At 42.2% G+C, this 23,200-nt stretch carries 25 protein-coding genes and 1 tRNA gene; 12 read left to right on the top strand and 14 right to left on the bottom strand.

The features are described 5' to 3' along the window. Nucleotides 1-215 precede the first annotated feature (215 nt). From ACOJRU_RS00455 to ACOJRU_RS00445, 3 genes are all read left to right on the top strand, one after another. Complete coding sequence (locus tag ACOJRU_RS00455) at nt 216-599, top strand: PadR family transcriptional regulator (protein ID WP_421133105.1); 384 nt, start codon at nt 216-218, stop codon at nt 597-599. Next, entirely contained in the window at nt 596-1,210 is a 615-nt protein-coding gene (locus tag ACOJRU_RS00450) for a hypothetical protein (RefSeq protein ID WP_421133104.1), read from the top strand. Before ACOJRU_RS00455 ends, ACOJRU_RS00450 begins: the two co-directional genes overlap by 4 nt. Nucleotides 1,211-1,465: 255 nt before the next feature. Beyond that, nucleotides 1,466-2,698 (top strand): tyrosine-type recombinase/integrase, encoded by a 1,233-nt coding sequence (locus ACOJRU_RS00445; protein ID WP_421133103.1) that lies wholly within the window; start codon nt 1,466-1,468, stop codon nt 2,696-2,698. Here ACOJRU_RS00445 and ACOJRU_RS00440 read toward each other — a convergent pair whose 3' ends face one another. From ACOJRU_RS00440 to ACOJRU_RS00430, 3 genes are all read right to left on the bottom strand, one after another. After that, nucleotides 2,699-3,445, bottom strand: coding sequence for a TRADD-N-associated membrane domain-containing protein (locus ACOJRU_RS00440; RefSeq protein ID WP_421133102.1), 747 nt, complete (start codon nt 3,443-3,445; stop codon nt 2,699-2,701). Nucleotides 3,446-3,518: 73 nt separating this feature from the next. Continuing rightward, nucleotides 3,519-3,764 (bottom strand): hypothetical protein, encoded by a 246-nt coding sequence (locus tag ACOJRU_RS00435; protein ID WP_421133101.1) that lies wholly within the window; start codon nt 3,762-3,764, stop codon nt 3,519-3,521. Between the two features lie 173 nt (nt 3,765-3,937). After that, the gene (locus ACOJRU_RS00430; RefSeq protein WP_421133100.1) at nt 3,938-5,080 is read right to left on the bottom strand and encodes a DUF3883 domain-containing protein; all 1,143 of its coding nucleotides are present in this window, start codon (nt 5,078-5,080) and stop codon (nt 3,938-3,940) included. A 149-nt stretch (nt 5,081-5,229) separates the two neighbouring features. On the opposite strand from ACOJRU_RS00430, the gene ACOJRU_RS00425 reads away from it, so the two are divergent. The 5 genes from ACOJRU_RS00425 (at nt 5,230) to ACOJRU_RS00405 (ending at nt 9,267) form a co-directional block, all read left to right on the top strand. Continuing rightward, nucleotides 5,230-6,225 (top strand): hypothetical protein, encoded by a 996-nt coding sequence (locus ACOJRU_RS00425; RefSeq protein WP_421133099.1) that lies wholly within the window; start codon nt 5,230-5,232, stop codon nt 6,223-6,225. 54 nt (nt 6,226-6,279) lie between these two features. Beyond that, nucleotides 6,280-6,516 carry a helix-turn-helix transcriptional regulator gene (locus tag ACOJRU_RS00420; RefSeq protein ID WP_421133098.1) on the top strand — a complete coding sequence of 79 codons (237 nt, stop codon included), beginning with the start codon at nt 6,280-6,282 and terminating at the stop codon, nt 6,514-6,516. Next, a complete protein-coding gene (locus ACOJRU_RS00415; protein WP_421133097.1) occupies nt 6,516-6,800 on the top strand; it encodes a hypothetical protein in 285 nt (94 codons plus the stop codon). Before ACOJRU_RS00420 ends, ACOJRU_RS00415 begins: the two co-directional genes overlap by 1 nt. Further along, nucleotides 6,787-8,448, top strand: a complete 1,662-nt coding sequence (locus tag ACOJRU_RS00410) for a replication endonuclease (protein ID WP_421133096.1) — start codon at nt 6,787-6,789, stop codon at nt 8,446-8,448. The genes ACOJRU_RS00415 and ACOJRU_RS00410 overlap by 14 nt, the downstream gene beginning before the upstream one ends. A gap of 87 nt (nt 8,449-8,535) precedes the next feature. Beyond that, complete coding sequence (locus ACOJRU_RS00405) at nt 8,536-9,267, top strand: MmcB family DNA repair protein (protein WP_163084093.1); 732 nt, start codon at nt 8,536-8,538, stop codon at nt 9,265-9,267. Nucleotides 9,268-9,272: 5 nt separating this feature from the next. Here ACOJRU_RS00405 and ACOJRU_RS00400 read toward each other — a convergent pair whose 3' ends face one another. The 4 genes from ACOJRU_RS00400 to ACOJRU_RS00385 form a co-directional block, all read right to left on the bottom strand. Continuing rightward, nucleotides 9,273-10,397 (bottom strand): beta family protein, encoded by a 1,125-nt coding sequence (locus ACOJRU_RS00400; protein WP_421133095.1) that lies wholly within the window; start codon nt 10,395-10,397, stop codon nt 9,273-9,275. 1 nt (nt 10,398) lies between these two features. After that, nucleotides 10,399-10,905 carry an ImmA/IrrE family metallo-endopeptidase gene (locus tag ACOJRU_RS00395; RefSeq protein ID WP_421133094.1) on the bottom strand — a complete coding sequence of 169 codons (507 nt, stop codon included), beginning with the start codon at nt 10,903-10,905 and terminating at the stop codon, nt 10,399-10,401. Further along, nucleotides 10,902-11,564, bottom strand: coding sequence for a hypothetical protein (locus ACOJRU_RS00390; RefSeq protein WP_421133093.1), 663 nt, complete (start codon nt 11,562-11,564; stop codon nt 10,902-10,904). The genes ACOJRU_RS00395 and ACOJRU_RS00390 overlap by 4 nt, the downstream gene beginning before the upstream one ends. Nucleotides 11,565-11,714: 150 nt before the next feature. Further along, nucleotides 11,715-11,791 (bottom strand) — tRNA-Arg (locus tag ACOJRU_RS00385). A 278-nt stretch (nt 11,792-12,069) separates the two neighbouring features. On the opposite strand from ACOJRU_RS00385, the gene ACOJRU_RS00380 reads away from it, so the two are divergent. Next, nucleotides 12,070-12,477, top strand: coding sequence for a c-type cytochrome (locus ACOJRU_RS00380; RefSeq protein WP_421133092.1), 408 nt, complete (start codon nt 12,070-12,072; stop codon nt 12,475-12,477). Between the two features lie 108 nt (nt 12,478-12,585). After that, nucleotides 12,586-15,186 carry an EAL domain-containing protein gene (locus tag ACOJRU_RS00375; protein WP_421133091.1) on the top strand — a complete coding sequence of 867 codons (2,601 nt, stop codon included), beginning with the start codon at nt 12,586-12,588 and terminating at the stop codon, nt 15,184-15,186. A gap of 24 nt (nt 15,187-15,210) precedes the next feature. Here the strand turns inward: ACOJRU_RS00375 and rep are convergent, their stop codons facing one another. Continuing rightward, a complete protein-coding gene (rep, locus tag ACOJRU_RS00370; protein ID WP_421133090.1) occupies nt 15,211-17,229 on the bottom strand; it encodes a DNA helicase Rep in 2,019 nt (672 codons plus the stop codon). Nucleotides 17,230-17,342: 113 nt separating this feature from the next. On the opposite strand from rep, the gene ubiK reads away from it, so the two are divergent. Continuing rightward, on the top strand, nt 17,343-17,591 hold the full coding sequence (ubiK, locus tag ACOJRU_RS00365) for a ubiquinone biosynthesis accessory factor UbiK (protein ID WP_421133089.1): 249 nt from the start codon (nt 17,343-17,345) through the stop codon (nt 17,589-17,591). A gap of 60 nt (nt 17,592-17,651) precedes the next feature. On the opposite strand, the gene ubiA is transcribed toward ubiK, so the two are convergent. Further along, on the bottom strand, nt 17,652-18,518 hold the full coding sequence (ubiA, locus tag ACOJRU_RS00360; protein WP_421133088.1) for a 4-hydroxybenzoate octaprenyltransferase: 867 nt from the start codon (nt 18,516-18,518) through the stop codon (nt 17,652-17,654). Between the two features lie 26 nt (nt 18,519-18,544). Then, entirely contained in the window at nt 18,545-19,096 is a 552-nt protein-coding gene (locus ACOJRU_RS00355; RefSeq protein ID WP_421133087.1) for a chorismate--pyruvate lyase family protein, read from the bottom strand. A gap of 183 nt (nt 19,097-19,279) precedes the next feature. Between ACOJRU_RS00355 and ACOJRU_RS00350 the strand changes: the two genes are divergently transcribed. Further along, nucleotides 19,280-19,693 carry a flagellar basal body-associated protein FliL gene (locus ACOJRU_RS00350; protein ID WP_421134682.1) on the top strand — a complete coding sequence of 138 codons (414 nt, stop codon included), beginning with the start codon at nt 19,280-19,282 and terminating at the stop codon, nt 19,691-19,693. A 2-nt stretch (nt 19,694-19,695) separates the two neighbouring features. Here ACOJRU_RS00350 and glpG read toward each other — a convergent pair whose 3' ends face one another. From glpG to ACOJRU_RS00330, 4 genes are read right to left on the bottom strand one after another with little or no spacing between them, the layout of a single operon-like run. Then, nucleotides 19,696-20,577, bottom strand: a complete 882-nt coding sequence (gene glpG, locus ACOJRU_RS00345) for a rhomboid family intramembrane serine protease GlpG (protein WP_421133086.1) — start codon at nt 20,575-20,577, stop codon at nt 19,696-19,698. Then, nucleotides 20,574-20,891, bottom strand: coding sequence for a thiosulfate sulfurtransferase GlpE (gene glpE / locus ACOJRU_RS00340; protein WP_421133085.1), 318 nt, complete (start codon nt 20,889-20,891; stop codon nt 20,574-20,576). The genes glpG and glpE overlap by 4 nt, the downstream gene beginning before the upstream one ends. Then, nucleotides 20,891-21,916, bottom strand: coding sequence for an L-threonine 3-dehydrogenase (gene tdh, locus ACOJRU_RS00335; protein ID WP_421133084.1), 1,026 nt, complete (start codon nt 21,914-21,916; stop codon nt 20,891-20,893). The genes glpE and tdh overlap by 1 nt, the downstream gene beginning before the upstream one ends. Beyond that, complete coding sequence (locus tag ACOJRU_RS00330) at nt 21,913-23,109, bottom strand: glycine C-acetyltransferase (RefSeq protein ID WP_421133083.1); 1,197 nt, start codon at nt 23,107-23,109, stop codon at nt 21,913-21,915. The genes tdh and ACOJRU_RS00330 overlap by 4 nt, the downstream gene beginning before the upstream one ends. Nucleotides 23,110-23,200: the final 91 nt, after the last annotated feature.

The following is a 23,200-nucleotide window of genomic DNA, read 5'->3' as shown; positions in this document are numbered from 1 at the left end:
TTCCTTTTATGCTATGTACATCGTATTGCTAGGTAAATATAGGAGGGGCACATAGAGATAGCAATACTATGTAGTTTAATTATTCGTCAGCACTTAAGATTTCCGCTAAAGATAAACATTTAAACTATTGTTATTTAGGTGTTTGTTGTTATTTCTCATATGCGTTCAAGAAATGTAAGAAAATGTTGAATACATAAATTATAAGTAGCTATACTATGCCTAGTAACAATGAGTATAGAGGCAGTGTTGATACAATGGATCCAAACAAGATCATTGAAAGGTGGGTACCGCAGTATCGAAAAGGACTGCTTGAATTCATTATATTACTTCGGCTCAAGCAAGGGACTACCTACGGCTACGAATTGGCATTGCAAATTAAAGAAGTTACGTCAATTGACGTTGCAGAAGGGACACTTTATCCGCTGTTAAATAGGCTTAAACGGGATGGGCTCGTTGTTTCAGAGTGGCAAACCCAAGAGGTAGGTTCACCTCGAAAGTACTATAAGCTTACCCCGATTGGACAAGAAACTCTGGTAATAATGAAAAGCGTTTGGTCTGAAACTCATAACTCAATTCTGAAATTGGTGATGCAAGCATGAACGAAATGTTTCCAATAAGCAGTGAAACTGCGCAAAAGGTTTGGGGTAACTTTGACCGAGAGTTAATTCACAAACTAAAACCATTGCCAGAAGAAGAACGAAATGATGTCCGCTTAGAAATACTCAGCCATCTTTACGAATCGATGGCCAACGCGCCTATTAACGCTGGTGAAGATGCTCAATATCACAATGAAGATGTGAGACTTATCAATGCCATCTCAAACCTTGGATCACCTGATGAATATTTAGAACCTTTGATTGCCGACATATTATTGTATCAGAAGGCTTCAAAAGGTAACCCTGTAGCGATATGGAATGGGCTAAGAAACAGTGCAAAGAAAGGGTTGATGCATGCTTTGGCAACATTGGTACTAGGCATGGGGTATTTTTGGGTAATTATGATTTTTATCATGTCGCTGATGCACATGGTTAATCCAGACGTTGGTATTTGGTTTTACCCAGGGGGCGAAGTTTCACTATCGTTTGAGGCACAACCCGGCGCAACACAGTGGCTTACCGAATGGTTTTCATTAGTAGGTATTGTGGGAAGTGCACTAGCCTACTGGGGGTTAAGCAAGCTTTTAAGCTTTTTTATCGCCAAGATAAAATGATTTTTGCAGTGATGGGCTACGCCCGACTGTAGAAAGAAAATGGCGCACCCGATAGGATTCGAACCTATGACCTTTGCCTCCGGAGCCTGATTTTGGGTTATTTCTCGGTAAACAACCATGAACAAGAATGCACCAGAAACAACAATAAACCACTGATTTATATAAATTAAGCACATTCAGGGTTTGTTCATACTTGTTCATGTAAACTCACCCAAAATCACTCACTTTGCTACATATTTGCTACATATTTTGCCTATGCCTTTCAAGAAAAAGATAACGAACAGCAGCATTAATGCACTTCAACCTGAAGATAAAAGGTTAAACGATTCTGAGGTTTCTGGCTTTCATGCGCGTATCTCACCAAAAGGTAGGGTGACCTACTTTTTGTATTATCGCCACAATGGAAGACAGCAGAATGTTAAGCTTGGTACACACCCAGAAATTACACCAGCACAAGCGCGAGATGCTGCAAAAATGGCTAGTGCGTCAATTGTGCAAGGTGTTGACCCACACGAAAACAAAAAAGAGCTAAAGGCACAAGAAAAGCTAGCAAGGCTTACCACACTTCAAGCATTTATTGAGCTGGAGTTTGAAAAGTGGTACACCGCGCAATATCCACGAACGGGCGAGCGTGAGCTAAAAAACTTAAGGGTCAACTTCCCTACTCTTCTTCCAATGCAATTGCGCGATATTAATGCTTCTTTGCTAGAAAAGTTACGCACTGAAATGCTTAACCAAAAGAAAAGCAACGCGACCATTAATAGGCGATTTACCACTTTAAAATCTGTATTGAGCAGGGCTGTTGAATGGGAAGTTATACCTAGCCACGATTTAAAAAAGTTAAAGCCATTAATTGAAGACAATAGCCGTATTCGTTATCTAAGCTTTGACGAAGAAGAACGTTTGAGAAAAGCATTAACAGCAAGAGACATTAAAATAAAGCGTGAGCGAGACAGCGGCAACAAACATAGAGCCGAACGGGGCTATCCACTTCTACCGAACTTAAGTGCACGAAAATTTGCCGACTACCTAGAGCCTTTGGTGATATTGGCAATGAATACCGGAATGAGAAGGGGTGAACTATTTTCACTTAGATGGCAAAACGTGAACTTAGAGCGAGATTTTCTAACGATTGAAGCGGCAAATGCTAAAAGCGGAAAAGCTCGGCATATTCCACTTAACCAGAAAGCTAAGTCAGCACTAACAAACTGGAGAAACGACTGTGAAAGCCCATTGTGGGTTTTTGAGGGAAAGCCAGAACAACCCCTTAAAGATATAAAGAAAGCTTGGTCTACAGTCTTAGAGGAAGCGAGAATAAAAGATTTTCGTTTCCATGACCTACGCCATCATTTTGCAAGTAGACTGGTAATGGCTGGTGTAGATTTGAATACAACTCGTGAGTTGCTTGGGCATGGCTCTCTAGATATGACGCTCAGGTACTCTCATTTGGCACCTGAGCATAAGGCTAAAGCAGTAAGCTTAATATGATTATGCGCTTATATATTTGTTAGCGTCTTGAATCAGCGCTTTAACTATTTCAGTATTCAATTCATTTTTGATTTTTTGATCTTCAACACTTTTTGTCATCTGTATTCCCATTGCCATATTTTGAGAGATCAATAGCTTTTTGTGATATTCGGACGCCTTATTGATACTCTCTTTGAAAACCTTAAATATGGTCAAAGCGATAAACTCAGCTAATACACCCGATACAGCGGTAATGTAGGCCGACTCGGTCTTTCCAAAAAACATTAATACTATCCCAACAGCGAGTAAACTGAAGCCAAGAAAGCACATTGTAGATGCAGATATAAATGACTTTGAAGACTGAGCCAGTGACTCCTGATAGTAAGCACTCAACTGTTTGAAATTTCTTTCCAGAATTCTCAAGTTAAAATCTTTTTCGACAAGGTCATTTACTTTTTGATCCGCTTCGCTTAATAGTGACTCCGCTTTTTGTTCCTTAGTTTTGTACGCCCTGACCGCAGTCACCATTGTTGCCAAGAAAAATCCAAAAACAGCACCATAGAAAATAAACATAATGCTCAACGCAAGATAAGTAGCCTTTTCCCCAACTATGGCATCCAAGATATTGTCAGGCCAGACTAAGGCAAAAAGATAGATATTGAGACCTATGAAAAATGACGATGCACTGCTCACCATATAAAGCGTGAAAGATGGCCCAGCATTCTCTTGTGCGATTGCATCTTCCTTTGGTGTGCCCACGTTGCTCATTTAAAATTCCTAAAAAGCGTTTTAACTAGCTATAAAGTTACTACTTTTCATAAACTTATGTCAAATTACAGTGCTATTTTTTTCTTGCGAGCGCATATTTATTCAAAGCTTTCTTAAATGGAACAGAACCTCTTACATCATCATCAGGGTCACCGTAGAACGCTCCTGCAGTCCCAAATGAAGCCTCCTTAATTAAGCGAATTGTTTGAGTAGCGCCTCGCTCGAATTCGTCGTACTCCTTGGAACCTTTACGATAAGGATTACTGGAATACTTACCCGACCTTTGTCCCTCTCTGTATGCTTTACTAACAAACTCCATTTGAACCTCTGCGTACTGTATTATTTATAAATAAGCTTCCGTGAACTAGATTGAAAACCTGATTTAAAACAATAGTTACGAGCCAAATATAAACAGAACATGAACAAGGTAATTTTTACGCCAGTAAATATTCAGCCAATAAAATACAGTGAGGCGGCGCTTCAATAGAAAAGCTACGACTCTTTATCTATTGAAAACATGACTTTAAATGCAGCGGGGGATAACTCAGCAATTTCATAAAGCTCGTCAGCTTTTTTTACATGAATATCGACTGGCTTCATATCCTTACCGAATTGAACCATATAAAAATAGTAGCTTTCACTATTGTTGAGCGATACCTTCTTTTCATTTTCAGAAAGAAAAAATCTATAACCGCCTTTACCCAAACCCTTTGAAATTCCTAGCGACTTAACCTCGATTTGACGGCTACTTCCATCCGCCTCGAACGACAAAAAATCGTAGCCATTTGCTGGTTTCTTTGTTTTGTCTTTTATTTTGTTTGCTAGGTCTTCACGGCCTAAACCTCGCAGCCTATTTTTTTCCCAGTCGAGAGCGAAATCCTCACTTATCTTTCCTAGATCATTTCTAACTTTCTGAAGCTCATCAAAGTCAACTTCTCTGTCAGAGTCCTTAAGTGGCTTAGAGAGAATAGAGCTAGCATCTGTATATAAGTTCTCACGAATATACTTCATGTAGAGAAACGACATGAATTTTGGATTACTCCAATTCGCTGTAAGAGGATTAGCACTTTTATACTTCAGAAATAAGTGCTGATATTCACTAATTGGGAGCCCCTTTTTTAGCCCAATTTCTACGGCAAGTTGTGCGATGTGCTCTTCGCTACAAATGTTTATGTATTGCTTCGGAAAATAAAGACTTATCACTTTCGCTTTGAACATTTGGGATAGAGGATTTTTATCAATTTCCTTATATCTTTCGGCTTTAGCATCCTTGATTAGTTTCATTAGGGCACTTTTGACACTTAGAAAGGCTTCTTTATGGTTTGAGCCAAATTTCTTTGCAAATCTATACTTCTTTGATTCATCGGGCTTCATTTTTCCATAATAAACACCAAACTTGATTGAAGTTGAGCCCTGAATTGTTGCCCACGCCTTAGTCTTTGCCTCAACGTAATTGCAGAATGAAGCAGTACCTCTTCCTGTAACATAGTCCTCAATTTTTAAGTCTTTTATGGCGTCTATTGGAAATTTAAGGAGAAAATCACCTCGACTCGCTAGCGCTTTTGCCTCCTTATTTTCGTCATAAACTCGTTCAAAATGCGATATGTCTTTCTTCAGTGTTTCCGTTACCTTCATTAGATATTCCTTTTCTCAACAGTCTTCTTGAATTTCATAAGGTCTAACACTACTCCTAACACCATGCTTTTAATACACTTGTTACTCTTCTTATCGCACTTACTGTATTGAATGTGCTTTAATACAAAAAAATATGATTGAAGCATATTATGGATAATAAAGTTTATTACAGACTGGGAGAGCTAGAGTTCCATCACCGTATCACAAGGGACGAACTCAGATATCATGTTGAACAAAACTCTTTAAAGTTATCGTTTTTGTTCAAAGAGAAGCAATTCATCATTGGCACAGCTAATCATGTTGCATTTGAATTTGTTGGTCATGGCAAGTTAAGTGGTGTGTTTTCAGCTTCTAACGAACACTCAGCAGCGCTTTTCACAAAGACTAAGATTAAAACTAAAACGCTCGAAATTAGGAAGCTAAACTCTGGTACATACTCGCACAACTATCCGTTTGCAATTAAAGCGCCCAACAGCGAAATTTCTAAATGTTCACCTCAAAAGATAGAAGACCTCAAAGACAAAACGTATCTAGTCAAAAATTATCCTAGGTTACAACCATCAAGCGCAGCAGTCGGAGTAGCGTTTTTCGATATGCTTAAGTCTTTTGGTGACGGCAACGATGAAATTGAAAATCCGTTTTCAAAGAAGCTCGAGCAGGGAAATGCTCAAGAACTCTATTGTGACGAATTTACGCTTAACTTTTCCGATGCTTGCATACTTCACGATGATTTGGTTGCGCTTAACCTAATAGGCTTAAACAAGCCGTATAAGCCGCATTCTGAAAGGTTTAAGGTCGAAAAAGTTGATCCAAAGGTTAAACCTAATAGGCTTAATGAAGAAAAATTGACTGACTATTATGCGAGAGGGTCTAAAACCAAGCGTATTGTTTCTAACCTAATAGGTTACGCTCCCAACAAAAGTGCATCAGAACTATGGCTTATTCTAAGAAAAGCAGTAAATGATGATGCCTTAACTGACCTAATAGACCCTGAGAGCGATATATTGGAAGTTACTCGAGACAAGATATTTTGGAATGTCCCAGATGAGGAACATGCTAGACAGAAACAAGTTACTAAGCGCACATTCAACAACGTTGTAACCGAAATAAAAAAAGATTTTTCACGAAAACCATCACGTGATTAGTCGTGACGAATAAGTTCGTTCCTGAAGTTAGATTTAATTACTACAGGAACCGTCATGATGATAGATATAACACCACGACTACTATCTGAAAAAGAAGCCTCCCAATACATCTGCATGAGCCGCTCTTTCTTGCGCCAAGCGCGCATGGACGGCAATCGCGAAAACCGTACACCAGCACCACCATTTATCAAAATTGGTCGCGCCGTTCGTTACCTTAGAGAAGATCTTGATACTTGGCTAGAAAGCTTTGTTAGACGCACACACCTTTATCAAGATAAGGGAGTGGCCTAATGAAAAAATTAACTCCCCATCAACTCACACTATTGCAGTTTTTTGCTAACGGAGGCAAAGCAGTATTTTGCACCAGTGTGAGCAGCCAATTAGGACACTACCACTTCCCTAATAGCAAACCTGCAAAGTTCTCAAAAACGGTATTCTTCTCATTAATGCGCTTAGGACTAGTTAAACAAAAGTGCGAAGAAATAGAGTTTGGTATTCGTTGGAGTAAGGTTTGTATCTCCGAACGCGGTTTGCAATATCTTAACGACTTGGAGCTTTTCTATGAAAAAGTTTAAAGAATCTCCAATTGCAAGAACGTTAGATATGATGGGTGGTGAGTTTGGTGATTTTTACCGTTCATTATCACTAGAGGATAGGCTGTTCGTTAAGAAGCAGATTTCTCATTTTCATATCAAGATTCAGAAAATTTTGATCCGCCGATATCAATCATTCGACAAACCATTTAACGCAAACACCTATTTACGTAACATTAGTGCTGAATTAAACAGGTTGCTGCCAGAAAAAATCATCTCATTATTTGATGCTGGTGAAAGTGAGCTTAGAGAAGTAGCAGAGGAAAAAGCGAGGCGTTGCAAGAAGCTAGAACTTAATGCCCTCCAATATTCAACGTTACAAAACAAACCAAGTGCCCATTCCGTTAACGGGAACAAACCCGTTAACGAGATTACCGACCTATACGACACGCTTACAAGTTTCGTTAACGGGTATGGCATCAATCCCCCAGAAATATCAAAAGCCGTTACGTTAACGGGTGCATTGAAACGAATGCAGGAAAAAAAATGGTGGCTTAGAAAGCTGCGTAAAGTCATAGCCCGTAAACGAGAAGCAGTGTTAATTCATTTAGGGCAAGTTAATAGTCGAAAGGGTAAATACTGTAGTGACTACACTGTTGAATATCGACTAATCCAAAAAGACCTTCAACGAAAAATGCTAGAGAACCTCGTTATCGTTAACGAGAACAACGAGTCATTTTCTCTTGCGGAATTATCGGATAAAAACGTATCAAATCCCGTTAACCGAAAAAATGAGCTTATGACGCGTATGGCAGGCTACGAAAAAATAGCTAAAGGGAATAACCATAAATCGCTCTTCGTAACGATTACCTGCCCTTCCCGTTTTCATAATACCTATGCAAAATCAGGCGATCTAAACCCTAAATGGGATGGCTCAACACCTTACGATGCACAACAATACTTAAATGATTTATGGGCATTAGTACGCGCTGAGCTAAACCGAAAAGAAATTAAGGTTTACGGCTTTCGCATTGCTGAACCCCAGCACGACGGAACACCGCACTGGCACATGCTTATATTCATTCAGCAAGAGCAAACAGAACAATTTAAAGCAATCATTGAGCTCTATGCACTACGGGAAGATGGTGACGAGGCGGGCGCGATAGAAAATCGCTGCGACTTTAAAGATATTGATTATTCAAGAGGCAGTGCAACGGGCTACATAGCCAAGTATGTAAGCAAGAACGTAAATGGTGCGAACTTAGATAGTGATATTGACGGTGGAAATGCGATTGAAGCGTCGCAACGTGTGGAAGCTTGGGCTAGTTGTTGGGGCATACGCCAATTTCAGCAAATAGGGGCAGGTTCTGTAACCGTATGGCGTGAACTAAGAAGAGTGAACGAACTGCCTGGCGAAAACGAAAGCTTCACAAAAATACATGACGCCGCAGATAAAGGTTCGTGGGCTGAATTTGTCATGTTGATGGGAGGTGTATTCTGTAAGCGGGAAGAGCAGCCTATTCGCCCTTTATACAAAGAGAAAGTGAACACAGATACGGGTGAGCTAAAACAAACTTACTTTGATGAAGTTATCTCGATTTCTTTGCGAGGCGTCAAACTAGGAAAAAAAGAAGTGATTACTCGAATTCATGAATGGCGTATTGAAAACCGTGGAACTAGAGCCGCATAGCGGCTCAGATGCTTTTACTTGGAGTTCTGTAAATAAGTGTACTGACAATTATTCAAAATATTGAAGAAATAATATAAAATGCTGTATATGCATACACAAAAAATAAAGAACAATGTCATCGTAGATGAATCAATGATGAAAGCATACTTGCTGGATTATTGGCGTTCATCTGGCTACATTTCAAGTTCAACACTCGTAATAAACGAGTTAACTTTCGTTGGCTTATCAAGAAGAATAGATTTAGCTCTTGTAAAAGATGGGGAGTTGATAGGTATTGAAATCAAAAGCGAGCTAGACACTTTGAAGCGCTTAGATGGACAGTTGGAAGAATATGCAGCGTATTTTGATAAAATATACGTATTCACGACTGAAAAACATTATGAAAGAAGTAGAGAAATAGCCACAAGAAGTGAGGGAATTCTCGTTCTTAAAAATAACAGCATTAAAACGATGCGACGTGGTCGAAAACAACCGATAAGAGACCGTCGTAGCTTTATAAAAATGATGCGAGCTACAGACCTGTATCACCTCGTCAGAAAAAACGGAGTAAAGCCTAGTTCAATGGAGAGAAAGAGCTTAGAAAATTTTGCTTCAAAGCTGCCTTTATATTCCCTCAGGGAAGCTGCTATAGAGCAATTGAAAAAAAGATTTACTAAGCATTCAGATCGCTTTTGGGCTAATGTCGACAGTAATATTTATCCACTAGATATCATGGAGCTTAAGAAATCCGAATGTAAAAAGCTAACTGCTTCAAGAGATGACAGTGTATCCAGCATGATAAAAAATGGAAATTTTCACAAAATACTAAATACTCAGTAATTATATTAATCGACCCAGTCTTCATCCGTGTCAAAAACGTCATTAACGTCCGAAAAGTGTAATTGTTGATATAAGTGTAAGTTTATTCGAACAGCCGTAGCATCTTGAGCATTAGTTATGCCAAACTCGTCGCCTCGAGCTGCTAACTCTATCATTTGAGTGCCCCATAAACTCAACTCTTCAATCCAATAGTCTTGGTCCATCATCTCTTTTGCAATTTGCGAATAAAGCTCAGCCTTTTCTCCTTCACCTATATCAGAACTATCATCAAACTCCTCCCTGATAAATCGCCATTCGGTCTTGCAAGCATAGTCTATTCTTGGAGGAGGAGTACCACTTCCTCCTGCTAATTTTCCTGCCCTTGCGCTACCTCGATCCGAATAAACGATTTCATCAGAGCCTAATAAATCAGATATTTTTTGATAAAGTTGGCGTTCGTAGATCGAGGCTTCTCCATCATTTTGCCCAGAAAAACCATAAGGAAAGGACGTAGCGGATACAGCCAAATAGCACTGAGGAAATTTTGCATGAATCATTTCCACAATATGTGCGTAGCCTTGAAGCGAAGCTTCGTAAGAATGAGTAATATCTCCGAAGTCTATTACAAAAAGTGCATCTCCCAAGTCCGTCTTTTCTAGTTCATCTAATTGACTCACGAGTTGCTTTGTATTGACCTCATTCAACTTCAGATATACGCAGATCCTTCTACCTAAAGATTTCAACTTTTTTACCTGAGATTTGACTTGGGACAAATCATTTAATTGGACACATGGATGAATATGCTCAAATTGTTTGATGAACTGATACCAATTGTCGTATCCATCATCGGAATTAGCTAACTCTATAATTTCTTTAAATACTTCGCGAGGCTCGTCTTTTACAGCCACTTCGCTGTATGCCCTTACTAGAAAATCAGAGTCAATATCAGCAATAAAACGCCTATTACCGAACGAAGTTTTAATCCTAGCTAGCGCTTTATCAAGTGTTTTAGCAGAAGCCCAACCCTTTAGAGGAAACAAAGGCAGTAGATTATCTTTGTCTTTTTCTGGTAACTCTTCTAGAGCTTTCATTTCAGCACGACTAATTGATAGTACCGGTATATATTGATAATCCTTATCAATCAAAAACATATTAGAGTTTCCCTAACCTTATTTTTAACGCTGTTGTAGATACTTCAAGGTCTCTTGCCACAGACTCGTATTTTCTTTCTTCATCCACAATACCTTCATACTCGTGAAGCTTTTCCATTGTTAAATGATATGGCATCAATATATCAGCAGCTAATCTATTCGCTTGAGCCTCTAAAGTATCTGACAACGATGATCTGTAAAGAATATCATCAACAATGCCATCACCTATTCTATCGCGATGCAAAAGCATATGGCCGATTTCGTGAGCAAGAGTAAAACGTTGTCTAGGCTTACTATCATGACGATTTATCCTGATCAATATCTGCCCATCTGTCTCCTTTATCTCCCCACTAATTCCTGCTTTAAGTGTCGCACTCTTAACAAAAGCTCCCAGTTCTTTTGCAATTTTACCCACTTGAATTGGCGCAGTTTGATGGTATTTACTTATGACTGAGCGTTCCGTGTCATTAAGGGATGCCCATTCTGGGGAAAAGTTTCCTGATTTCATTCTTCATTGCCCGTATCTGATTCGTGATCAGAAGTATCGAATTGAATGTCGCGATAGATAACTTTTGCTACAGCTTCCAGTAAAAACTTTCTCACAGGTGCTAGGTTTTTATACTCTGCCGAATTTTTATCAAACAGCGCCTTGTTGCTAAAGAGAGCTTGAAGTTCTGCTCTTGTTGAATCATGAATTTTCGCTGCAACTTGCTCGTTTGCAACTTCGTTAGCAGTATCTTTAGCAGAATCTAATACTTTCTTATATCCTACGAAAGAAAATAAGGCCACTACCACACCTAATACTGTCACTATAACAGCTACGCAAGCTAAAAGAATTCCACTCCATTCAGCAAAACTTAACTTATTTGAATGCTCTGCACTTTTATCGGCAAGCGCATCTAAACTGGATTCCAAATCGCCCAATTTTTTGATGAGCAGCTCATTTTCAGATTTAAGTTCAGTGATTCTTTGCTTATATGATTCGTTAAGGAGTGACAGAGCTGGTGAGTTTTTGTTTTGCAACAAAACGTCATTGGGCTTTGTTGGATTTTCATTTCCACTGTTTGCGAAAGATGTATTGCTTAATATTATTAAACATATAAAAAATAATACTCTAACAACCAACATATTGCCTCCCTTCATGTTAATTGTACTAACGACTTTCATCCATTTCTCCTTGAAGTACATCTTACACCGAATTTATATTAATTAGATTTTTAAAGCTAGTTCAGATAATCACCGCCTGCTACACATTTGCTACATATTTCAAAAAAGGAATTTTTAGAAGAAAGGAATCAGGCTTAAGCCCTTTAAAAATGGCGCACCCGATAGGATTCGAACCTATGACCTTTGCCTCCGGAGGGCAACGCTCTATCCAGCTGAGCTACGGGTGCATTGTTTGAGAAGTGGTATTACACATTCTTAATTCGCTAATAGGTTATGTTTTAACCATTTTGCTGAACGTATACCTCAAACGGGCCGTAATCATACTGAGGGCGCGGCTTAGCATCAACTGATTTATGCAAAACTCTTTTGATTAACATGCTGCATTGCATTAAAAATCCTTACTTTTTATGCGTAATTAGTCGCAAACAGTTGTTCGCCTTCAATTTACCGTTATAATCTGGCGAGATGCATCAAATAAAAAGTTTATGATTGCCTGGAGACAAATGTGAAATTGAAAACTTGGTTTACTATTGCCGCTACCGCACTAACTGTGTTCGCAGCGCAAGCTCAAGAAATGACAAACGAAGAAATTGCCGATCGTATTAAGCCAATTGGTCAGGTACACGTTGCAGGCGCTCAAGCAGCAGGTACTGCAGCAGCGGCTGGCGGAGCAAAGTCAGGCGAAGATGTTTACAACTCTGCATGCGTAGCATGTCACAGCGCTGGCGTACTGGGTGCACCTAAACTTCAAGTAGCAGCCGACTGGCAACCACGTTTAGACGACCGTGGCCTTGACGGCGTATGGCAGAACGCACTAAACGGCATAAATGCAATGCCTCCACGCGGTACGTGCGGCAACTGCTCAGACGACGAAATTAAAGCGGCAATTGAGTACATGATTGAAGGTATTTAAACCTTCAATTTGTATAACTATTGCTGGAAAAAGTGGCGTTTTTTCTGTTAATCGGGTAGTTTAGGTGTCTATAAAAATAACTATTCGAATAATAAGCCGGCGAACGGAATGTCATCAGACTCAACGCAATATGAGTTGACTGAAGAAGAGTTGCGGGAATTAATTCCGCAACTTCAGCAACTCACTGATAAATACAAGCGGGCTGAACGCGTTCAGAAAGCGCTTTTTGACATTTCAGAGCTAGCCAGTTCGGTTAGTCATCTCAATCGTCTCTATACTGCTATCCATGAAATCATTGCAGATTTTATGAATGCAGACAATTTCTTCGTTGCCTTTTACGAGCGTGACAACAACGTTGTCGATTTCGCTTATTTTGTCGATGAATTCGACGAACAAGTCATAAAACAACTTCCCGCCGAAAAACTGATGGACGGTATGACAGGTTATATCCTTCGCACCGGTGATCACCTGTTTTTTAAACTCGACGAAGAAGAAAGATTTGCCGCTGAGCATAACCTTCAAATGTACGGTTCAAAACCCTTTGAGCTGTTAGGTGTGCCCCTTAAACGCGGTAGCCAAGTGATTGGCGCCATGGTGGTTCAAACTTACGACCAAGGTGTGCATTACACGCAAGAAGATTTAGAAGTACTGTTGTTCGTTTCTCAACACATCGTAACAACAGTAGATAGAGTTAAAAACCGTGAGCTTACCGAGCGCACTATTCGTGAACGTACTCGCCAGCTGCGTAAAATTAACGACGATCTACAAGAAGAAATTCTTGAGCGCCAGAAAGTAGAGTCGCTTCAACAGGCATTGTTTGAAATATCTGAGCTTGCTGCCAACCTTGAAGGCGACATGACCGCCTTTTTCTCTAGTCTCCACGACATTCTTGCTAGGTTGATAAGCGCACCAAACTGCTTTATTTCTACCCTTGATGACGAGCGTGAAAATTTAGAGTTTCCTTATTTTAGTGACACGTTGCATGAGCAAATAGAGTCTCGACCACTTGGTCTTGGATTAACTGAATTTGTACTTCGCACTGGTCAAGCAGAGCTCATTAACCCTCCGAGGGTATTAGAGCTTGCCGAAGCTGGTGAAATTGATGTGACGGTTGCACAAAACATGCTGAATAGTGCTAACTCGTGGCTAGGTTCTCCCCTTGTAGTAGACGGTGAAATTGCCGGTGTTATTGCAGTACAAACCTACGGCAAAAGCGCCAAATATACCGCTCGAGACTTAGAATTATTGCGCTTTGTGTCACATCACATTGCAGTAGCAATGGAGCGTAAGCGCAGCACTGAAGCTATTCAGCGATACAATCAAGAACTAGAAGAACGGGTTACTGCGCGCACTGTGGAACTAGACCGTGCCAACAAGTTTCTCAAGCAGCAAATTGAAGAGCGTAAAGAAATTGAGCTGAAGCTTATTCATGATGCGCACCACGATGCACTGACCGACTTACCTAATCGCTCTATGTTCACTAGCCGCTTAGAGCTAGCTATCGCCAGTAAGCAGCGTTATACCGACAACAACTTCGCCGTATTATTTATCGACCTAGACCGCTTTAAGGTGATAAACGATACCTTAGGCCACCATGCAGGCGACGAATTTTTAGTAGAAGTAGCTAGGCGTATTTCATTATGTATTCGAGGTCACGATTTATTAGCCCGTTTAGGGGGTGATGAGTTCGTGGTACTGCTAGACAACTTTGACGAGATTAGCGACGTTGAAGAAGTGGCGTCTCGCATTATTTCTTCTATATCAGACCCATTCTTACTGGATGGCCGCGAAATGTACTCGGGCGCAAGCATTGGTATTGCACACTTAGAGGCTTACTATCAAAGTGCTGATGAAGTGCTTCGCGACGCTGATGCCGCAATGTATCAAGCGAAAACACTTGGCCGTGGCCGCTATGTTATGTTTGATAAGAGCATGCGCGATAGGTTAATTGAAGAACTTGAGTTAGAAAACGAATTTAGAAAAGCCTTGCGCGATGAAGCGTTCGACTATTTTTTACAGCCTGTTATTGATTTAAATGACAACTCTACGCTGTATCATGAAATGTACGTTCGATGGTCACACCCGTCGTACGGGAAAATTGCCAGAGAACAGTTTAGGCAAGTCGCAGAGCATGCTGGGCTTACCCTAGACCTTGATTTATTCCAGCTGAAGAAAGCATGTAAAGCACTAGAAGACTGGCGTAAAGACAATAACTCTCCGGCGCGCGTTGCCGTCAATGTTTCCATTAACCACTTGTTGCAGTCTTCGATGGTGAACAAGCTAATTACGCTTATAGAGCAATATAATATTTCGCCGCAAGAACTGGTACTAGAGTTTGATGAGAACGATTTAAACCGTCGCTCGCAATATATTTTACCTGCTATTAAGAAGCTTAAACGTGCCGGTGTAACACTGGTACTAGACAACTTCGGTAGCGGGCTAGCATCACTAAGTTATCTGTTCGCCTACCCATTCGATTTTATTAAGATAGATCATCGTTTTGTGAAGTCATTACCTCGTTCGCAACGTAACTTAAAGCTAATTCAGTCTATTATGCTTATATCAGAACACCTTAGGTTTACGGTTATTGCTGAAGGTGTCGACTCGCAGGCTCAGTTTGATGCACTATCAGAAATAGAGTGTCAGTATGGTCAAGGTAAGGTACTGCAACCAGCCAAGATATTGGACGTCTCTACACTGGCTGGCTAACCCGGTTCGGTTATTCTTTGCTACCTATTCTTTTTTACCAAGTATGCCCCGTAAGTTTGCAATGCCTACCTGCGCTTTTTGTTGGCGTTGCTCTGCCGTTACTTTAGGCTTTTGGTTTTCCCATTGCACGTCGTCAGATGGTAATTCGAATAAGAATCGACTTGGCTCAGGTTGAATAATTTCACCGAACTGACGGCGCTCGCGGGCCAAACTAAATACAAGCTCTCGCTGTGCTCGGGTAATACCTACATAGGCCAGCCTTCGCTCTTCATCCACATTATCTTCATCAACACTACTTTGGTGCGGCAATAGGCCCTCTTCCATCCCCACCAAAAACACGATGGGAAACTCTAGTCCTTTTGACGCATGCAACGTCATAAGCTGAACTTGGTCGCTATCGCCGTCTTCTTCGCCCCGCTCCATCATGTCGCGAAGAATAAGGCGGTTTACCACTTCAGTTAATGTCATAGGCGGGTCGAGATCGTTACCTTCAAGCATACTGGTTACCCAGCCGAACAAGGCGCTCACGTTTGCCATTGCCATTTCAGCTGCTTTGGGGCTGGCACTATGTTCGTAAAGCCATTCCTCATATCCCATGGTACGCACCATACTTCTTACGGCGTCATTAGTATCGCCACGCTGCGCGTTATCGGCCAAGGTCACTACCCAACGTGCAAAGCCCGAAACCGCCTCGAATGCTTTTCCTGACAACACACTGTTTAAATTGTCGTGAGTGGCGGCCTCAAACATCGATACGCCTAGCGCATTAGCAAAGTTACCAAGCTTTTCCAGTGTTGCCCTACCAATGCCTCGGCTAGGAGTATTAATCACTCTAAGCAACGCGTTGTCATCATCCTGATTCACCAGCAAGCGCAGGTACGCCATAATATCTTTAACTTCAGTTCGGCCGAAAAACGACATACCACCGCTTATTTTGTAAGGAATACGGTTACTCATGAGTAACTTTTCAAATAGGCGGCTTTGGTGATTCCCGCGATACAAGATAGCGTAGTCTTTGAACTGTGTGCCGTTCATGAATTTATGCGCAAGTAATTCTGCAACCACACGTTCTGCTTCATGCTCTTCGTTTTTGGCCTCGATAACCCTTAACGGCTCACCGTATTGCAGTTCAGAAAACAGCGTTTTGTCGAATAGGTGCGGGTTATTTTGGATAAGAATGTTAGCGCAATGCAGTATACGACCAGACGAGCGGTAGTTTTGCTGAAGCTTAATCACATTTAGCCGAGGAAAATCTTGCTGAAGTAAGTGCAAGTTCTGTGGTTTAGCACCACGCCATGAGTATATCGACTGGTCGTCATCGCCTACCACAGTAAAACGCGCACGTTCTCCCACCAGCAACTTCACCAGCTCATACTGACTGGTGTTAGTATCTTGGTATTCGTCCACCAGCAAATAACGAATTTTATTTTGCCACTTTTGCCTCACCGTTTCGCTGGTTTTTAGCAGCAACGTAGGCAGTAAAATAAGGTCGTCGAAGTCTAGGGCATTATAGGCTTTTAAGTTGTCTTGATAGCGCTTGTACGCCTCTGCAAACTCTTTTTCACCAGTACTTTGCGCTTGCGTTAACAAGGCGTCGGGAAGCACCAAGTCGTTTTTCCAATTAGAAATACAGCTTTGCAGCAATGAGAGCTGATCTTTATCACCATCTAACGTATCTTCCGTTAAGTCGGTAAGCAGAGCTAATGAGTCTTTATCGTCAAACAGTGAGAAGCCTGGCTTTAGTCCCAACTCTTTTATGTGAGACTTAATGATAGTTAAGCCAAGGGTGTGAAACGTAGAAACTTTTAGCCCTCTTGCCTCAGGTTTACCAAGCGTTTGTGCCACACGCTCTTTCATTTCACGCGCCGCCTTGTTGGTAAAGGTAACCGCAGCGATATAACGTGCCGGAACATCGCAGTTCCTAACGAGGTGGGCAATTTTATTGGTTATTACACGTGTTTTTCCGCTACCTGCGCCTGCTAGCACCAAACACGGGCCAGACACAAAGTTTACTGCAGACTCTTGTGCATCATTTAGTTTCATTGCATTCCTAAAACATGAGGCAAAATGGGATGTTCACGGTTTTCATTGCATGTCGCAAACATACCGATAGAATAGGGTTTATATTTAGACGCAGCGCATTATAAGGGAAATCTATGTTGGATCCGAAAAAACTCGAAGATTTAGCGAAGCAAATTGCTGATGCCGTGCCTCCAGGCGTTCGTAACATGGCCGAGGGAGCCGAGGGAAAAGTTAAGCAAGTACTTCAAACACAGTTATCTAAGCTTGATTTAGTCACCCGTGAAGAGTTTGATATTCAAAGCCAAGTGCTTATTCGCACAAGAGAAAAGCTTGATGCGATGGAAGCCAGAATTGCCGAGCTTGAAGCGAAGCACAACGCCTAAGTACATCGCATGCCGTAAACCTAGTGAATGTAACCACTAGGTTTATTTTTCCGTAACGCACTACAGCAAGTAGTGGCCAAGTAACCCTGCGGTAAATACCAGCCCTACGTAATGGCTTTCTAGAAACGCTGTAAAACACCCTTCTCGCTGCCTTTTTTTAATAAACTGATATTGCCTAAAAAAGAGCAGTGCCGCGATGATAAGCGACCAAAAATAGGGCCATGTGGCGCCAATATGAAGGCCAACGCCCAGTAATATGGTAAGCGTAATAACTTGCAATGCACTAATAATAAGCACGTCGTAGTGCCCAAATAATACCGCCGTTGATTTGATACCAATTTCAATATCGTCGTCTCTGTCGACCATGGCATACATAGTGTCATACGCCACCGTCCACAATAAGTTAGCCAAGAACAGCCACCAACCATAGGCAGGCACGGTTTCTAGTACAGCCATAAAGGCCATAGGAATGGCCCAACCAAACGCGGCGCCCAATACCACCTGTGGGAAATGCGTATATCGCTTCATAAAGGGGTACGACGAGGCAAGCACTAGCGCAACAACCGACAACGCGATAGTTTGCCAATTTAAAAACAGCACAAGTACGAATGCGACGCCAACTAATAAAGCAAAAAGCTGAAGGGCTTGCGTAGATGTCAGTGCGCCAGACGCAAGAGGACGTTGTGCAGTGCGTTTCACGCTGCCATCTACTTTTCTGTCGGCATAATCGTTTATCACGCAACCCGCGCTTCGCATTACCACTACCCCTGCAATAAAAATAAGCGCTATATCTAGCGAGGGTATGCCCTGCGATGCCATTATCAATGCCCATAACGTAGGCCATAACAGCAAGTAAATGCCTACTGGCTTGTCTAGGCGCATCAACCTAATATAGGCGTCGAACTGTTGGTGTTTGCGTGAACTCATTGGTTATAGCCGCTATTTATGTTGAATTATTTGCTGTCGCACAGGGTATTGTCATACATGGGCGCGTTGGGTAAGAATACTTCAGCCACTATCATGCTTGCACTGCTTAATGTAAACAATGACCGTCTTCCCCATAACGTTATGTCATCGTCATAGCCTAATTGGTGTGCCGATAACGCGCATAACTGAAACGCTGAACGTATGAAGCGAGCATCGTTAAACAGCCGCTTTCCCAAAGGCTCGTTGCCAATATTCGATAGTTCAGATTCAATTAAGCTGTGGGGAATAACAGAGCGTGCAAACACCCACGGTACATCATTACCACACAGCAACACTTCGCGAATTTGATACTGCGCTTCATGCGCGTCACCTAGCAGTGCCATTTCATTAACGTGTGGGGTAAGCGTATCTTGCCCAAGCAAGGTAAGGGAAAAGGTGTGGCATAACGACTGTACACGTTCGGTTAACGACCCGGTATCAAGCAGCCAGTTCTTCAAATACGTATTGGGTAACGATAGTTGAGCAGGCTTATACCATTGCACAGGTAAACCCACGGGGAACGTATTTGGAAAACTCAACTTTTATACCTAGCCTTGTGGTTCGCAGTAGATGTCTATGATAACGCGAATTTTTATAACTCTCTCGGCTTATTATGATACTGATTTTACTTACAACCTTCTACTTTTGCAGTAGTGTGTTTAGGTAATGTTTTGCTACACTACACACTGTCGACGTTAATTATTTGGTCTCTTGGTTTCTTAATGATGAAAATACTGTTTTCACGCTTACTTGCTACTGCATTATTTGTTGCCTGTATTGCCTTACCGGCTTCTGCACAGGATAAGTCAAATTTTGCTTATATTGGTTTAGAGCCAGATATCGTAACAAACTATATTGGTGAGTCGTCTCGTAAGCTAGGTTATGTCCGTGTAACGGTAGAGCTTATGATTTATGATGTCGATCAGTTAGAAATTGCCGAGCACCACATGCCGCTTATGCGCTCTACTGCAATTGAGATTTTTGGCCAACAGCCGGAAGAAAAAGTGAAGTCGTTAACAGGGCGCGAAGATATACGCCGCTCAATTTTAAAAGCACTTCAAGACCACTTAAAGCAAGAAACCGGTGGTGAAGTGGTGAAAGACGTTATCTTCACAAAATATTTATATCAAGGGTAGCGTTAGCTACCCTTTTTCTGACCTTTAGCCCCAAGGCTTAATATACCCGCTAATACGCAGCCAGTGATCAGCCCAGCGGTATGTGCAGCATTCGCCATGTTTACCCATAAAATATCGGCATACCCGAGTACCAGCCATACAAGCATGAAGCCAATGATAGAGTTAGGCAGAGACAAGCCCCATTGAGGGCGTAACCAACCTAGCCACCACACAAAGCCTAGTACCGCGTATACCACGCCCGACAGCCCACCGAACAAGTACAAATTACCTTGAACGGGGTCGCTAAATAACGCTTGAGCCACGTTAGACGTGGTTGCCGATAGCACGAAAACAATACATAGCATTGTCATGCCAAAGGTTCGCTCAATCTTTGCGCCTAGCATTCCCCACCACAGCACATTAAATACAATATGCAACACGTCAAAATGAATAAACGCGGGCCCAAGTAAACGCCACCACTCGTTATTTTTAGCAAGGACGCCTAGCGGCTGCATAAGTAAATGCTGTGCAATGGGTGAAAATAATCCAAGAAGAGACAGCACATACACAACAACGCACAATATTAATACCGTGCTAGTAAATGGTACGGTGAGCGCGTTAGACGCCATGGCCTGGAATGAGAACCCATTGCCCGAGGGGCGTAGCGATACATTCTTTCCATTATCCCACGCGGCTTGCTGATACTTAGGATCAGAGGGGTTTTGAATGAAGCTTTCAGCAATGTCACGCGCACTCGCAAACGTGTTTTCGTCGTTTATAACAACGACAAATTCGCCTGAGGCATCATTAGGTTCAACGGTCGCAACAATATGTTGGCTATTAAGATAATTGGCCAACAAGTGTGCTGCACTTTGCTGGCGAAACGCGATAAGCGGCTGGCTCACGAATGACCAGTTTCAACAGGTTGGCTAAGGCGCCATGCTTCGAAGCCGCCGTCCATACTGTACACTTCTGAAAAGCCTTGCTGAGCAATTACTTGTGCAGCTTGCTGACTGCTTACACCGTGGTAACACACCACCACAACAGGTTTGTCTTTCGGTGTACCCTCGACAAACGCACCAAAATTATCATTGTTCAGCGGGGCGGCATTAGGCATGTGCGCCGTTGAGTATGATTGCGGGTCGCGAATATCGACAATGGTTACGTCCTTGTCGAAGTTCGCAACATCGTTAACACTAATGTTTGAAAATGTGGTCATTACTGCCAGTCCAATATAACTTTTCCAGATTGTCCTGAGCCCATAGTATCAAACCCTTTCTGAAAATCATCTACTGAATAAGTATGAGTAATAATAGGCGTTAAATCTAAGCCACTTTGCAGCAGACTTGCCATTTTGTACCAGGTTTCAAACATTTCACGCCCGTAGATGCCTTTGATAACTAAGCCTTTAAAAATGACTTGGTTCCAGTCAATCGCAACGTCTTGGGGAGGAATACCCAGCATGGCAATTTTACCGCCGTGGTTCATTTTTGCGAGCATATCGCGAAGAGCTACTGGCACACCCGACATTTCTAGCCCTACGTCGAACCCTTCGGTCATGCCAAGCTCGTCCATCACGTCTTGCAAGTTCTGCTTGCTTACGTCAACGGCTCGAGTAGCCCCCATTTTTTCAGCCAAAGCCAAACGGTATGGGTTGATGTCAGTAATAACAACATGACGCGCCCCTACATGCTTGGCAACAGCAGCGGCCATAATACCGATGGGACCTGCGCCGGTGATAAGTACATCCTCTCCAACCAAGTCAAAACTTAATGCCGTATGTACCGCGTTACCAAATGGGTCGAAAATAGACGCCATGTCGTCGCTTATGTTGTTGGGTATTTTGAACGCGTTAAAAGCCGGAATCACCAAGTATTCTGCGAATGCGCCAGGACGATTGACCCCTACCCCTTCTGTATTACGGCAAAGATGGCGACGTCCAGCACGGCAGTTGCGGCAATGACCACAGGTAATATGACCTTCGCCAGACACGCGATCGCCTAATGAAAACCCTTTCACTTCTTGGCCCATACCAACAACTTCACCTACGTATTCATGCCCCACAACCATAGGAACAGGGATCGTATTCTGAGACCATTCATCCCAGTTGTATATGTGCATGTCAGTGCCACAAATGGCAGTTTTACGAATTTTGATAAGTAGGTCGTTGTGACCTACTTCTGGCTTTGGGGTGTCTTGTAGCCAAATGCCTTTTTCGGCTTTTGCTTTTACTAAAGACTTCATGCAATGACTCCCATTTCACGGCCTACTTCGATAAAGGCATCAACGGCTTTATCAACATGCTCTAACGAATGCCCAGCAGACATTTGCGTTCGTATACGTGCTTGGCCTTTTGGCACTACTGGGTATGAAAATCCAATAACGTAAATACCTTTTTCCAATAGTCTATCTGCCATGTCGCTAGCAATGCGTGCATCGCCCAACATAACAGGAATAATCGGGTGGTCTTTACCTGCTAAGGTAAACCCAGCTTCTTCCATGCGCGTGCGGAAGTGATTGGCGTTTTTCCACAATTGTTCGCGCAGTGCGGCGCCATTTTTCATCATCTCAAATACTTTAAGTGATGCAGACACAATAGGAGGAGCAACAGAGTTAGAGAAAAGATAAGGGCGTGAGCGCTGACGTAGCCACTCTACCACTTCTTTTTTACCCGATGTGTAACCACCAGACGCGCCGCCAAGCGCTTTACCAAGGGTACCGGTAATAATATCGACGCGGTCTAATACACCGCAGTATTCGTGACTTCCCCGACCGTTGTCGCCAAGAAAACCTGTAGCGTGGCAGTCATCTACCATTACAAGTGCATCGTATTTTTCAGCTAAATCGCAGATAGACGCAAGGTCAGCGATAACGCCATCCATTGAAAAGACGCCGTCGGTGGCAATCAATTTAAAGCGAGCACCATCTTCATTGGCTTTTATTAACTGCTCTTCTAACGCCGCCATACTGTTATTGGCATAACGATAACGTTTCGCTTTACTCAAGCGTACACCATCGATGATGCTCGCGTGGTTTAGCGCATCAGAAATAATGGCATCTTCTGGCCCAAGAATGGTTTCGAACAAACCGCCATTTGCATCGAAACACGATGGATAAAGTATGGTGTCCTCGGTACCAAGAAAATCACTAATTTCAGATTCAAGCTGTTTATGAATGTCTTGTGTACCGCAAATGAAGCGTACCGATGCTACGCCAAAACCGTGTGAGTCTAGGCCTTCTTTAGCAGCATCTATCAGCGCATCATTGTTCGCTAAGCCAAGGTAGTTATTCGCACAGAAGTTAATGACATGCTCGCCACCTGTAACGTTAATATCTGCTTGTTGCTGCGATGTGATAACGCGTTCTTTTTTGTATAAACCATCTTGTTTAGTCGCTTCGATTTGCGCTTGCAAGTGCGAGATAAATGCCGCTGACATGCCATTCTCCGAATAGGATTTAAAAGGGTATTTTAAAGAAAGCTATTTTAACCGTACACACTAAGAGGGTGGTTTTTCACGGTTCGTTGAT

Source organism: Alteromonas algae (assembly GCF_049117195.1).
Classification (GTDB): Bacteria; Pseudomonadota; Gammaproteobacteria; order Enterobacterales; family Alteromonadaceae; genus Alteromonas.
The sequence above is the reverse complement of the archived record's forward strand: the minus strand, read 5'-3'. Positions and strand labels throughout refer to the sequence as shown.

Coding starts and splice junctions, on each gene's coding strand:
- ACOJRU_RS00455 (WP_421133105.1), top strand. CDS start 216: ATGCCTAGTAACAATGAGTATAGAGGCAGTGTTGATACAATGGATCCA.
- ACOJRU_RS00450 (WP_421133104.1), top strand. CDS start 596: ATGAACGAAATGTTTCCAATAAGCAGTGAAACTGCGCAAAAGGTTTGG.
- ACOJRU_RS00445 (WP_421133103.1), top strand. CDS start 1,466: ATGCCTTTCAAGAAAAAGATAACGAACAGCAGCATTAATGCACTTCAA.
- ACOJRU_RS00440 (WP_421133102.1), bottom strand. CDS start 3,445: ATGAGCAACGTGGGCACACCAAAGGAAGATGCAATCGCACAAGAGAAT.
- ACOJRU_RS00435 (WP_421133101.1), bottom strand. CDS start 3,764: ATGGAGTTTGTTAGTAAAGCATACAGAGAGGGACAAAGGTCGGGTAAG.
- ACOJRU_RS00430 (WP_421133100.1), bottom strand. CDS start 5,080: ATGAAGGTAACGGAAACACTGAAGAAAGACATATCGCATTTTGAACGA.
- ACOJRU_RS00425 (WP_421133099.1), top strand. CDS start 5,230: ATGGATAATAAAGTTTATTACAGACTGGGAGAGCTAGAGTTCCATCAC.
- ACOJRU_RS00420 (WP_421133098.1), top strand. CDS start 6,280: ATGATGATAGATATAACACCACGACTACTATCTGAAAAAGAAGCCTCC.
- ACOJRU_RS00415 (WP_421133097.1), top strand. CDS start 6,516: ATGAAAAAATTAACTCCCCATCAACTCACACTATTGCAGTTTTTTGCT.
- ACOJRU_RS00410 (WP_421133096.1), top strand. CDS start 6,787: ATGAAAAAGTTTAAAGAATCTCCAATTGCAAGAACGTTAGATATGATG.
- ACOJRU_RS00405 (WP_163084093.1), top strand. CDS start 8,536: ATGCATACACAAAAAATAAAGAACAATGTCATCGTAGATGAATCAATG.
- ACOJRU_RS00400 (WP_421133095.1), bottom strand. CDS start 10,397: ATGTTTTTGATTGATAAGGATTATCAATATATACCGGTACTATCAATT.
- ACOJRU_RS00395 (WP_421133094.1), bottom strand. CDS start 10,905: ATGAAATCAGGAAACTTTTCCCCAGAATGGGCATCCCTTAATGACACG.
- ACOJRU_RS00390 (WP_421133093.1), bottom strand. CDS start 11,564: ATGAAAGTCGTTAGTACAATTAACATGAAGGGAGGCAATATGTTGGTT.
- ACOJRU_RS00375 (WP_421133091.1), top strand. CDS start 12,586: ATGTCATCAGACTCAACGCAATATGAGTTGACTGAAGAAGAGTTGCGG.
- rep (WP_421133090.1), bottom strand. CDS start 17,229: ATGAAACTAAATGATGCACAAGAGTCTGCAGTAAACTTTGTGTCTGGC.
- ubiK (WP_421133089.1), top strand. CDS start 17,343: ATGTTGGATCCGAAAAAACTCGAAGATTTAGCGAAGCAAATTGCTGAT.
- ubiA (WP_421133088.1), bottom strand. CDS start 18,518: ATGAGTTCACGCAAACACCAACAGTTCGACGCCTATATTAGGTTGATG.
- ACOJRU_RS00350 (WP_421134682.1), top strand. CDS start 19,280: ATGATGAAAATACTGTTTTCACGCTTACTTGCTACTGCATTATTTGTT.
- glpE (WP_421133085.1), bottom strand. CDS start 20,891: ATGACCACATTTTCAAACATTAGTGTTAACGATGTTGCGAACTTCGAC.
- tdh (WP_421133084.1), bottom strand. CDS start 21,916: ATGAAGTCTTTAGTAAAAGCAAAAGCCGAAAAAGGCATTTGGCTACAA.
- ACOJRU_RS00330 (WP_421133083.1), bottom strand. CDS start 23,109: ATGTCAGCGGCATTTATCTCGCACTTGCAAGCGCAAATCGAAGCGACT.